Origin of the sequence: Kaistia granuli DSM 23481 (assembly GCF_000380505.1) — a bacterium.
Classification (GTDB): Bacteria; Pseudomonadota; Alphaproteobacteria; order Rhizobiales; family Kaistiaceae; genus Kaistia; species Kaistia granuli.
The window spans coordinates 66,977-78,816 of the sequence record NZ_AQYH01000002.1; the positions used below are offsets into that span (position 1 = coordinate 66,977).

The 11,840-nt window shown below is 66.4% G+C and carries 10 protein-coding genes and 1 other RNA gene; 5 read left to right on the forward strand and 6 right to left on the reverse strand.

All coding sequences use genetic code 11. From position 1 onward, the window contains the following. Positions 1–56: 56 nt before the first annotated feature. From G342_RS0101385 to G342_RS0101400, 5 genes are all read right to left on the reverse strand, one after another. Positions 57–878 (reverse strand): TIGR00282 family metallophosphoesterase, encoded by an 822-nt coding sequence (locus tag G342_RS0101385; protein ID WP_018181308.1) that lies wholly within the window; start codon positions 876–878, stop codon positions 57–59. An 18-nt stretch (positions 879–896) separates the two neighbouring features. After that, complete coding sequence (locus G342_RS0101390) at positions 897–1,493, reverse strand: 5-formyltetrahydrofolate cyclo-ligase (protein ID WP_018181309.1); 597 nt, start codon at positions 1,491–1,493, stop codon at positions 897–899. 24 nt (positions 1,494–1,517) lie between these two features. Then, a non-coding RNA gene (gene ssrS, locus G342_RS25545) (6S RNA) lies at positions 1,518–1,676 on the reverse strand. A gap of 128 nt (positions 1,677–1,804) precedes the next feature. Continuing rightward, positions 1,805–2,176, reverse strand: coding sequence for a cell division protein ZapA (locus G342_RS0101395; RefSeq protein ID WP_018181310.1), 372 nt, complete (start codon positions 2,174–2,176; stop codon positions 1,805–1,807). 11 nt (positions 2,177–2,187) lie between these two features. Continuing rightward, on the reverse strand, positions 2,188–2,469 hold the full coding sequence (locus G342_RS0101400; RefSeq protein WP_026304005.1) for a DUF4164 domain-containing protein: 282 nt from the start codon (positions 2,467–2,469) through the stop codon (positions 2,188–2,190). Between the two features lie 311 nt (positions 2,470–2,780). Here G342_RS0101400 and tkt point away from each other — a divergent pair, with 311 nt between their 5' ends. From tkt to G342_RS0101420, 4 genes are all read left to right on the forward strand, one after another. Continuing rightward, positions 2,781–4,772 carry a transketolase gene (tkt, locus tag G342_RS0101405; RefSeq protein WP_026304006.1) on the forward strand — a complete coding sequence of 664 codons (1,992 nt, stop codon included), beginning with the start codon at positions 2,781–2,783 and terminating at the stop codon, positions 4,770–4,772. 79 nt (positions 4,773–4,851) lie between these two features. Further along, on the forward strand, positions 4,852–5,859 hold the full coding sequence (gap, locus tag G342_RS0101410) for a type I glyceraldehyde-3-phosphate dehydrogenase (RefSeq protein WP_018181313.1): 1,008 nt from the start codon (positions 4,852–4,854) through the stop codon (positions 5,857–5,859). Between the two features lie 131 nt (positions 5,860–5,990). Further along, positions 5,991–7,190 (forward strand): phosphoglycerate kinase, encoded by a 1,200-nt coding sequence (locus tag G342_RS0101415; protein ID WP_018181314.1) that lies wholly within the window; start codon positions 5,991–5,993, stop codon positions 7,188–7,190. Positions 7,191–7,378: 188 nt separating this feature from the next. Continuing rightward, the gene (locus G342_RS0101420; RefSeq protein WP_018181315.1) at positions 7,379–8,410 is read left to right on the forward strand and encodes a class I fructose-bisphosphate aldolase; all 1,032 of its coding nucleotides are present in this window, start codon (positions 7,379–7,381) and stop codon (positions 8,408–8,410) included. A gap of 178 nt (positions 8,411–8,588) precedes the next feature. Here the strand turns inward: G342_RS0101420 and G342_RS0101425 are convergent, their stop codons facing one another. Continuing rightward, a complete protein-coding gene (locus G342_RS0101425) occupies positions 8,589–10,313 on the reverse strand; it encodes an amidohydrolase (RefSeq protein ID WP_245557193.1) in 1,725 nt (574 codons plus the stop codon). 515 nt (positions 10,314–10,828) lie between these two features. Between G342_RS0101425 and G342_RS0101430 the strand changes: the two genes are divergently transcribed. Continuing rightward, on the forward strand, positions 10,829–11,839 hold the full coding sequence (locus tag G342_RS0101430; RefSeq protein ID WP_026304007.1) for a hypothetical protein: 1,011 nt from the start codon (positions 10,829–10,831) through the stop codon (positions 11,837–11,839). Position 11,840: the final 1 nt, after the last annotated feature.

Below are 11,840 nucleotides of genomic sequence, written 5' to 3' on the forward strand. Positions count from 1 at the left end.
GCAAATCTGAAATGGGGGAAGCGTTTGCCTCTCCCATCACGGAATGGCGACCGCCGTCAACCCCAGAAGGTCGGCAACCGCTCCTCGAGCACACCGCCGATCGCCAGCGGCGACACCGCCCTGGCAAGCCCGGTGGTGTCATCCACATCGACGCAGAGCCCGCACAAGGTTGCCGGTCCGTTCGACGGCTGGAAACGTCCGGACGGAACCTTGGTCAGGAAGCGGCGCACCGGCTCCTCCTTGTCCATGCCGAGCACCGAATCATAGTCGCCGCACATGCCGGCGTCCGACTGATAGGCGGTGCCGGACGGCAGGATACGGCAATCCGAGGTCGGCACATGGGTGTGCGTGCCGACGACGAGCGTGACGCGGCCGTCGAGGTGATGGCCGATCGCCTGCTTCTCGCTGGTCGCCTCGGCGTGGAAATCGATGACGATGGCGTCCGCCTGCTCGCCGAGCGGACAGGCCGAAACCTCGCGGTCGACCGCGGCGAACGGATCGTCGAGCGCATCCATGAAGACGCGGCCCATGGCGTTGACGACAAGGACGCGGGCGCCATTGCGGGCGATGAACAGGTTGGCGCCCTTGCCCGGCGTGCCGACCGGATAATTGACCGGACGCAGGAAGCGCGGCTGGCGCTCGGCGAACACCAGCGCCTCGCGCTGGTCGAAGGCGTGGTTGCCGGTGGTGATGACATCGGCGCCGGCGTCGAGCACGTCGCGGACGATGTCCTCGGTCATGCCGAAGCCGCCGGCGGCGTTCTCGCCATTGATGACGACGAAATCCAGCCTGTAGCGGTCAATCAGCCCCGGCAGTTGGTCGATGACGACATTGCGGCCCGTCCGGCCAACGATATCCCCCAGGAAAAGCAGTCGCACACAAACCCCCTTGATCGGTCAGCCAGTTTTTGGCGCAGCGATCAGTTCGTCCTCGGTCAGGATGTAATCGAGGGGGATGTCGTGCGGCTCAAAGGGAACTTTGTCGACCTCCTGAACCGCGAAGGCAAGCCCAACCAGCAAGGGGCGTGCGCCGGAAGCAAAGATGGTGGCGACGGCGCGGTCGTAGTGGCCCTTGCCGTAGCCGATGCGGTGGCCCGCCCTGTCGAAGGCGGCGAGCGGCAGGAGGATCACGTCCGGCACGACGATCGGTGCGTCCGGCGCCGGGCCAACGGTGCCGAATCCGGCCGGATGCAGCTCCGCTCCGGCCTCCCAGCGGCGAAAGCGCAGCGTCTCGGCGTCGACGAGCACCGGCAGCGCCACGACGGCTCCGGCGGCGCGGGCGCGGTCGAGCAACGGCCGCGGATCGGCCTCGCTGCGAATCGGCCAATAGCCGGAGACGACGCGCCCCGAGGTCTCGAACAGCCCGGTGCCGTGGCCGAGGATCTGGACAGCCTTTTCCGCGCGCGCCGATGCATCGAGCGCATTGCGGCGAGCCAGCGCGGCGGCGCGCAGGTGATTTTTGGTCGTCACGTCAGCCTGGGTCGTCACGGCCATGGAACGTTTGCAGGAAGGAAAGGTGGCGAGCCACGATGGGCCGATGGAGTGATCGATCCCGGGAACCTACAGCGTAGGTGGGCGCCGTATGTCTGGAACCAGGGCTCCAGTCAGGGACAGCTCCCTTTTGGATCGATAAGGCCCCGGGGAATTGTGAGCTCCTGTCGCACCGCGCAGTCTCGCCGAAGACAGATATAGGTGACGGCAAGGCGCTTAGCCAGCGGTCTCGACGCGAACTCCGCAGGAACATTTGCGCGATCCGATGCCGCATGCCCGTGGCGCGGCCAGGGACGGCAGCGGGACCGGGGCGGTCAGTCGCGCTTGTCACCGCCGACGAGCTTCTCGGCCAGACCTTCGAGGCGGTTCGCCGCCAGTTCGATCGCCCGCGCCACGTTCGCTTCCGATTCCTCGAAACGCGCGATGACCGCGGCCTTGGTCTCGTTCATCGCAGCGAGCTCGGCCTCGAGCCGCCGGACATGGCGGCGTGATTCGGCCAGGTCGTCGCCCATGGTGATGGCGGCCATCACGGTCAGGCGCTGGTCGCCGATCTCGCCGAAGCTCTGGCGCAACTGGCCGATGATTTCATTCAGACGGTCGGCGAGGCCCTCGAGATGGGCCTCCTGGCCGTCGTCGCAGGCCATACGGTAGGTCTTGCCGTTGATGGTGACGCTGACTTGCGACATGCCCTCTCCCGTCAGCCGTCCTGCCGTTCGAGCACGGAACGAATCGTTTCCATGGCAGCGACCAGGCGGCGGGAGACTTCCTTGTTGGCTTCCTCGAGCCGCTCGGAGCGGGCCTCGGCCGCGTCGACCGACTGGGCAAGGCGCGACCGATCGAGGCCGATGCGCTGCATTTCCGTCTCGATTTCGCCGAGGCGCACACCAGCGTTGAGCCGTCTGTCGACCGCTCCTTCCAGCCCGTCCAGCGCCGCACTCAAGCGCCGTAACGCACCGTCAATGGGCGACGCCCCTCGCATTCTCGGCGGAATCTCCCTGTCGCACACAATCAGAAACCATCCCGGACATTAGGCAGGCCCGAAACAGGGCGTCAATGGCTTATGCTGGGCTTATCCGGAAGCCGCCGTTTTCCCGGATTTCCGGGGGCTCGCGCCGGTTGCAGGGAGCGTGCTGCGACAGGTCACGAGATTGACTCACCAAGGTGGTCTGTTATTTGTCGCAGCGCCTTTCCGCGATGGTCCGGCGGCCTGGTAGATACCCCACAGAACAACGCGGCCGCGCCCTGCCCGACAAGCGAGCAGGGGCCCGGCCCCCAAGCGTGGAAGTGAAGATGACAGCTCCTGAAACCCACAAGCGCATGGCCAACGCCATCCGTGCGCTCGCGATGGATTCGGTCGAAAAGGCCAAGTCCGGCCATCCCGGCATGCCGATGGGCATGGCCGATGTTGCCACGGTGCTGTTTTCTCGGTTCCTGAAATACGATGTCAACGCGCCGTTCTGGCCCGACCGGGATCGCTTCATCCTGTCGGCCGGCCATGGCTCGATGCTGATCTATTCCGTGCTGCACCTGCTCGGCTCGAAGGAACTGCCGATCAGCGAGCTGCAGAATTTCCGCCAGCTGCATTCGAAGACGCCGGGTCACCCCGAGAACTTCATGACGCCGGGCGTCGAGACGACCACGGGTCCGCTCGGCCAGGGCCTCGCCATGTCGGTCGGTTTTGCGCTGGCCGAGCGCATGCTCGCCGCCGAATACGGCAACGACCTCGTCGATCACTACACCTATGTGATCGCGGGCGACGGCTGCCTGATGGAAGGCGTCAGCCATGAGGCGATCGACCTCGCCGGCCATCTGAAGCTGAACAAGCTGATCGTCCTGTTCGACGACAACAACATCACCATCGACGGCCGCGCCGATCTCTCGACCTCGATCGACCAGGTCGCCCGCTTCAAGGCGAGCGGCTGGAACGCCGAGCGCGTCGACGGCTTCAATGCCGACGACATCGCCGCCGCCATCGAGCGCGCCCGCAAGTCCGACCGCCCGACGATGATCGCCTGCAAGACGATCATCGGCTATGGCGCGCCCACCAAGGCCGACAGCCACGCCTCGCATGGCGCGGCGCTCGGCGACAAGGAAATCGCCGGCGCCCGCGAGGCGCTCGGCTGGCCCTACCCGCCGTTCGAGATCCCGGAAGACGTCTACGCCGCCTGGCATGGCGCCGCAGCCAAGTCGGCTGAGCCGCGCGCCGCGTGGGAGGCCCGCCTCGCTGCCGCCGACGCCGCCGTGCGTTCGGAATTCGAACGCCGCATGAAGGGCGACCTGCCGGCCGGCCTCGACGCCGCCGTCGACGCCTACAAGAAGGGCCTGTCGGAGACGAAGCCGAAGGTCGCCACCCGCAAGTCGTCCGAAATGGCGCTCGACATGCTGGCGACCGTGGTGCCAGAACTGGCCGGCGGCTCGGCCGACCTGACCGGCTCGAACCTGACCCGCGCCAAGGCACAGCAGCCGCTGACGCCGGACGACTATTCCGGCCGCTACATCCATTACGGCATCCGCGAGTTCGGCATGTCGGCGGCGATGAACGGCATCGCGCTGCATGGCGGCTTCATTCCGTATGGCGGCACCTTCCTGGTGTTCACCGACTATGCCCGTCCGGCCATCCGCCTGTCGGCGCTGATGGGCGAGCGCGTGATCTACGTCATGACGCATGACTCGATCGGCCTCGGCGAGGACGGCCCGACCCACCAGCCGGTCGAGCATCTCGCGGCGCTCCGGGCGATCCCGCATCTGCGCGTGTTCCGCCCGGCCGACGCCGTCGAGGCGGCCGAGGTCTGGCAGATCGCCATCGAGAGCCCGAAGAACCCGTCGGTCCTCGCGCTGTCGCGCCAGAACCTGCCGACGCTGCGCACCGAGCATGTCTCGGAGAACAAGTCGGCCAAGGGCGCCTATCTGCTGGCCGGCCCCGCGCAGGCCGACGTGACGCTGTTCGCGACCGGTTCCGAGGTCGAGATCGCCATGAACGCCAAGGCAAAGATCGAGGAAGCCGGCCGCACGGCCCGCGTCGTCTCGGTGCCGAGCTTCGAGCTGTTCGAGCTGCAGGACGACGCCTACAAGGCGGCGACCATCGGCAATTCGAAGGTCCGCGTCGGCATCGAGGCCGCCATCCGCCTCGGCTGGGACCGCATCATCGGCGTCGACGGCATCTTCATCGGCATGAACGGTTTCGGCGCCAGCGCGCCGGCCGACAAGCTGTACGACTATTTCGGCATCACGGCGGACGCCGCCGCCGAAGCCGCGCTGGCGCGGTTGAAGACCAACGCCTGAATGTTGAACTGAACCACGGCCGGGCAAGCGCCCGGCCGAAACGGACGAAGGCGCGACACGCGCCTCAAGGAGATCGAATATGGCGGTGCGGGTTGCTATCAACGGGTTCGGCCGGATTGGCCGGAACATCCTTCGGGCGATCGTCGAGTCGGGCCGGACCGACATCGAAGTCGTCACGGTCAACGATCTCGGCCCGGTCGAGACGAATGCCCACCTGCTCCGCTTCGATTCGGTCCATGGCCGCTTCCCGCATGAAGTGATCGTCGACGGCGACACGCTCGTCATCGGCAAGAGCCGCATCAAGGTCACGGCGATCAAGAACCCGGCCGAGCTGCCGCACAAGGAACTCGGCGTCGACATCGCGCTCGAGTGCACCGGCATCTTCACGACCCGCGAGAAGGCCGCCGCCCACCTCGCCGCCGGCGCCAAGCGCGTCATCGTCTCGGCTCCGGCCGACGGCGCCGACTACACCGCCGTTTTCGGCGTCAACCATGAGGGCCTTTCCAAGGACCACCTGGTGATCTCGAACGGTTCCTGCACGACCAACTGCCTGGCGCCGGTCGCCAAGGTGCTGCAGGAGACGGTCGGCATCGAGCACGGCTTCATGACGACGGTGCATTCCTACACCGGCGACCAGCCGACGCTCGACACCATGCACAAGGACCTCTACCGCGCCCGCGCGGCGGCCCTCTCCTCGATCCCGACCTCGACCGGCGCTGCCAAGGCGATCGGCCTGGTGATTCCGGAGCTCAAGGGCAAGCTCGACGGTTCGTCGATCCGCGTGCCGACCCCGAACGTCTCGCTGATCGACCTCAAATTCGTCGCCAAGCGCGCGACGACCGTCGACGAGATCAACGCGGCGATGAAGGCGGCGGCCGCCGGCCCGCTCCAGGGCGTCCTCGCCGTCACCGACCAGCCGAACGTCTCGCACGACTTCAACCACGATCCGCATTCGGCGACGTTCCACCTCGACCAGACCAAGGTCATCGACGGCACCTTCGTCCGCGTCATGGCCTGGTACGACAATGAGTGGGGCTTCTCGAACCGCATGGCCGACATGACGGCCTATTTCGCGAAGTTCCTCTGAGCCGAACGGCAAAGACGATTTGATCCGTCGAAACGAGATCAGCTAGAACCAGATGGCCCGGACGCGTTCCGGGCCATTTTCACATGGAGGGCGATGTCGCCCGCCGGGGACGCCCCAAGGAGTGAGCGCGCATGTCGACCTTCCGCACCCTCGATACCGCAGACGTCAAGGGCAAGCGCGTCCTGATCCGCGTCGACCTGAATGTCCCGATGAAGGACGGCAGGGTCACCGACGACACCCGCATCCGCGCCATCCTGCCGACCGTCCGCGACGTCTCGAAGCGCGGCGGCAAGGCGATCCTGCTCGCCCATTTCGGCCGCCCGAAGGGCGAGCGCGTCGCCGACATGTCGCTCGCACCCGTCGTGCCGGCGCTGGAAACCCTGCTCGGCCGCCCGGTCGCCTTCGCCAATGACTGCATCGGCAACGACGCCGCCCAGGCGATCGCCAAGATGTCGGACAGCGACGTGCTGCTGCTCGAGAACACCCGCTTCCACAAGGGCGAAGAGAAGAACGATCCGATCTTCACCGCCGCGCTGGCCGAGCTCGGCGACATCTATGTCAACGACGCCTTCTCCGCCGCCCACCGCGCCCATTCCTCGACCGAGGGCCTCGCCCACCAGCTGCCGGCCTATGCCGGCCGTTCGATGCAGGCCGAGCTCGAGGCACTCGAAAAAGCGCTGACCAGCCCGAAGCGGCCGGTGATCGCCATTGTCGGCGGCGCCAAGGTCTCGTCAAAGATCGACCTGCTGGAGAACCTGGTCGGCAAGGTCGACGCGCTGGTGATCGGCGGCGGCATGGCCAACACCTTCCTGCATGCGCAGGGACTGCCGGTCGGCAAGTCGCTCTGCGAGAAGGATCTGGCCGAGACCGCCCGCCGCATCCTGTCGAAGGCCAAGGATGCCAATTGCGCCGTCATCCTGCCGGTCGACGCGACCGTCGCCTATCATTTCGAGGCCCGCGCCCCGAACCAGACCTATGGCGTCGACGCGATCCCCGAGGACGGCATGATCCTCGATGTCGGCGGCCTGTCGATCGAGCGCATCAACGCGGCCATCGATGACGCCGCAACGCTGGTCTGGAACGGCCCGCTCGGCGCCTTCGAGCTGGAGCCGTTCGACCGCGGCACGGTCGACGCCGCCCGCCATGCCGCCAGGCGCACCAAGGCAGGCCACCTGCTGTCCGTCGCCGGCGGCGGCGATACGGTTGCGGCGCTCAACCATGCCGGCGTGGCCGACGATTTCTCCTATGTTTCGACCGCCGGCGGCGCCTTCCTGGAATGGCTGGAGGGCAAACCCCTGCCCGGCGTCGAGGTTTTGCGTCGCAAAGACTGATCATTTCCCGCTGCAGTGCAGCAAAGCTATGGTCTTTGCGACAATTTGATCCGGCCACCGAAACAACTTCCGAGCTTTTCTAGCTCGGAAGGGGTTTATTTTGCAGTGCAAAATCTAATCTGACGCGCTATGCAACGGCCGGGAGGCCCGGACGGTCCGGGTCCACGCTAGTCAAGAGATCGCACCGCATGACCGAAAGCCTTCAGGATATTGCCCGTCGTCTCGTCGCGCCCGGAAAGGGCATCCTCGCGGCGGATGAGAGCTCGAGCACGATCAAGAAGCGTTTCGACAGCATCCAGCTGGAATCGACGGCCGACAGCCGTCGCGACTACCGCGAGATGCTGTTCTCGGCCGATCAGGCGATGCGCGAGCATGTCTCCGGCGTCATCCTGTTCGACGAGACCATCCGCCAGCAGGCCAAGGACGGCCGCCAGCTGGTCGAGCTGATCACCGCGACCGGCGCAATCCCCGGCATCAAGGTCGACATGGGCGCCAAGCCCCTCGCCTTCCATCCGGGCGAGACCGTCACCGAAGGCCTCGACGGCCTGCGCGAGCGGCTGGTCGAATACCACAAGCTCGGCGCTCGCTTCGCCAAGTGGCGGGCCGTGATCACCATCGGCGAGAACCTGCCGTCGCCGGGCGCCCTCTCGGCCAACGCACATGGCCTCGCCCGCTATGCCGCGCTCTGCCAGGAGAACGGCATCGTCCCGATCGTCGAGCCGGAAGTCCTGATGGACAATCCGAACGCCACCCACTCGATCGAGACCTGCCATCAGGTGACCGAGGAGACGCTCCGGATCGTCTTCGAGGAACTCGACCGCGCCCATGTCGATCTCCGCGGCATCATCCTGAAGCCGAACATGGTCGTGCCGGGCAAGGACAGCGGCTCGAAGGCGGATCCGTCGGAAGTCGCCGAGCGCACCGTCGCGGTCTTCCGCGCCACCGTGCCGACCTCGGTTCCGGGCATCGCCTTCCTGTCCGGCGGCCAGTCGGACGTGCTGGCGACCGAGCATCTGTCGCGCATCAACGCCCTCGGCGACCTGCCCTGGGGCATCACCTTCTCCTATGGCCGCGCCCTGCAGGCGGCCGCGCTCAAGGCATGGGGCGGCAAGCCGGAGAATGTCGCGGCCGGTCAGGAAGCCTTCCTGCATCGCTGCCGGATGAACGGCCTGGCCGCGCTCGGCAAGTGGAACGCAGAGCTGGAGAGCGAGGTCGCCTGAGCGGCCTCGTCCTGACGCAGACGAAACGCGCCGCCCCGAACGGGGCGGCGCATCATGCCGCAGTCCCATGGCTCGGCGCGGCAACCCCGGCGAACGGCGGACAGCCGCCTGATTGTCGCGTTCTAGCCCCGCTCGTCCGCGCCAGCACGGCAGGACGCGCCCACGGCGGACGGAGCCTCTACGCAACCGGCAGCACGCGGCCTTCCTGCACGGTACCCCAGACCGCAATGTCCTTGATCCCCATCGGATCGACGGTGACGGGATTGTTCGAGAGGATCGTGAAATTGGCGAGCTTGCCAGGCACGATGCTGCCGACATCCTTTTCCATCTGGAGCGAATAGGCGGCATCGAGCGTGACGGCCCGCAAGCCGCCAAGACGGCTGACGCGCTGCTCGGGCCCCCGCAGGTTGCCCTCGTTCGTCACGCGATTCACGCCCGACCAGATCAGGAAGAGCGGCTGGCCGGGAGCCATCGGCATGTCCGAGTGGAAGGAATAGGAGATCCCCGCCCTCTCGACATCCCCCATGCGGACCATCTCGTCCGCGCGCTCCGGATCGAGGCCGTTGGCGCGATAATTGTCGGCGAGCGCGACGGGGTAGTACGGATTGCCACTGACGATCGCGCCCAGACGCCGGATCCGCTTCACCTGGTCAGGGGTGGAGATCGCGAAATGGATGATGACCGTGCGATGATCGGGGCGCGGATGGCGGCGCATGTTGAGCTCCAGCTGATCGAGCACCATGTCGAGCCCCTTGTCGCCGTTGACATGGACATGAAGCTGGTAGCCGAGGTCCCAGTAGACACGGAATGTCCGGGCGAAGAAGTCCGGATCCATCATCCACTCCCCCCTGTGCCCATCCGTGTATCCGCCATTCATCTGCATGGCCTGCGAGAAGATCGCGCCATCGGCGAAGAGCTTCACCTGCTTCGGAAGGTAGGCGGTCATGCCCCGGCCCCAGGAGAGCAACCTTTCGCTCTCGGCGGCAACCTGGTCGTCCGGATAGGCGCCGGTGATCGACTTGCCGTCGGCGATGAAATAGAAGCGGAAGGGCGAGGAAGCGTCGCTGAGGACGGCGTTCTGCGCATCCTGCATCGTCTTCGAGGCCATGCCGCCGGGTTCGCAACCGAGCGTCACGCCATTGGCGTGATAATAGGCCTTCACGAACTCAAGCCCGGAACGCACCCGCTCGGGAGAGGCGATGGCCGGGGCAATCAGGGGCATGACGGCGAAGGCGCCCTGCTCCCAATAGTGGGAGTTGGCGAAGTCCGACTGCGCCCTCGCGCTGTCCGTCAGCCGGTCGAACCACTCCCGGGTCACGCCGTATTTCTTCTCGGCAACGGCATTGAGGAAGAACTCATGCCCGGAACGGTGCCAGACGATGATGGGACGGCCGGTGCTGATGGCGTCGAGGTCGGATCTCTTGAGCTCCCCGTGGAAGTATTGATGGTACCCCCACGTCAACAAGGCCTCGTTCGCGGGCTTCAGCCTCGCGTTCGCTTCGGCAAGACGCGCGAGATACTCGGAGCGGTTCCTGGCGGCCTTCGCCGTGCGCCCCGGCAGCCGCCAGTCCTCGATCGCGATGATCTCGCTTGTCATCGTCAGGGCGGCTAGCATCGGGTGGTCATGCTGGGCGATGAAGCCCGGCACGATGACCTGATCGGCGAAGGTCGTATCCACCTTGTAGGGTTGATCGCCGGCCGCCGTCGCAAGCTCCTCGAACGAGCCGACAGCGAGAATGCGGTCTCCCACCACGGCGACCGCCTCGGCGGTGGGCCTCGCCGGATCGAGCGTCACGATCTCCCTGGCGCGGAAGATCGTCGCCTCCGGCAGCGCCTTCGTGTCGAACTGGTCCGCGATGTCCTGCAGCGAGGCGGTTGCCGCCCGCGCGGGTCCTTGCCCCACCGTCTCGCAAGCGAAAGCGCCGGCCGCCACCGTTGCGGCCCCTCTCAGGATGTGGCGTCGGGACGGAAGAAGGAGGCGACGGAAGGCCTCGGCGAACGCCGGATTGCAGTTGATGCACATCAACGGAACTCCACAGCGCGGCAAGCAGCCGACTAGACTCCCCGCGGTCGCGGATGTCAACGACTTGCCAGTACGACCCGGTCTCGCGTCCGGCCCGGCCCTGCCCACGCCCCTCTGGTGCCGGCGCGCCGGGCCAGGCCGGCGTTCATAAGGCTGACCTGCGACCGCCTCTGGCCGCGGGTCCATCGGTCCGTGTCCTTGGGGCCGGCGCCAATCGAGAAGGAGGCACTTCCTATCCTGCGGCAAATCACGCTAAACCTTGATCCGCGCGATGCGCTCCCGCCCCGGCAGGGGCGCATCGCGGCAAGGACTTGGCGCGACGATCCGGCCATGCAGTCTGTCTTGGCCGATGCGTGCGGAGTGAAACGAGACGCAGCGTGATCCGGCGGCAAACGATGGCAAGAGATTTCGACCCCTACAAACTTGCCAGCCCGCAAGTTTATCTCTGGCGGATGATCGTCTTCCTGGTCATCGCCGCCTTCGTGGCGCTGATCCTTTATCGCCAGGTCTACACCTCGTTTCTCGCCAATCCGGCCCTGAACGGCGTCATCATCGGCGTGCTGTTCATCGGCATCCTGCTCGCCTTCCGGCAGGTGATCCGCATTTTCCCGGAGATCCGCTGGGTCAACGGCTTCCGCAATTCCGACCGCTCGATCGAGATCGAGCGCGCGCCGGTGCTGCTGGCGCCGATGGCAGCGATCCTTGGCGATCGCATCGGCCGCATGTCGATCTCGACCCAGACGATGCGCTCGGTGCTCGATTCGATCCTGATGCGCCTCGACGAGGACCGCGACACATCGCGCTATCTGACCGGCCTGCTGGTCTTCCTCGGCCTGCTCGGCACATTCTGGGGGCTGCTCGAAACCGTCGGCGCCGTCGCCGACGCGATTCGCGGCCTGAACATCGGCGCCGGCGACAGCGCCGTGATCTTCGAGGATCTGAAATCCGGCCTCGAAGGCCCGCTGGTCGGCATGGGCACGGCGTTCTCGTCCTCGCTGTTCGGTCTCGCCGGCTCGCTCATCCTCGGCTTCCTCGACCTGCAGGCCGGCCAGGCGCAGAACAAGTTCTATACCGAGCTGGAAGACTGGCTCGCCACCGTCACCGATCTCGACCCGAGCATGCTCGACGTGCGCGAGGGCCAGAGCACCGGCGAGGATCTGCGCGTCGCCATTGAGCGGCTGACCGCCGTGGTTCAGGAAGGCGGCGGCGGTGCCGGCGGCTCGACGCAGCGCGCCACCGCGGCGATGGCCAACCTCGCCGAGGGCATCCAGGGCCTGGTCCAGCACATGCGCAGTGAGCAGCAGGTGGTGCGCGGCTGGGTCGAACAGCAGGCCGACCAGCAGCGGGAAATGCAGCAATTGCTGGAGCTGATCGCCAAGGCCCTCAAGCAGCCGGCCGGAGAATAGC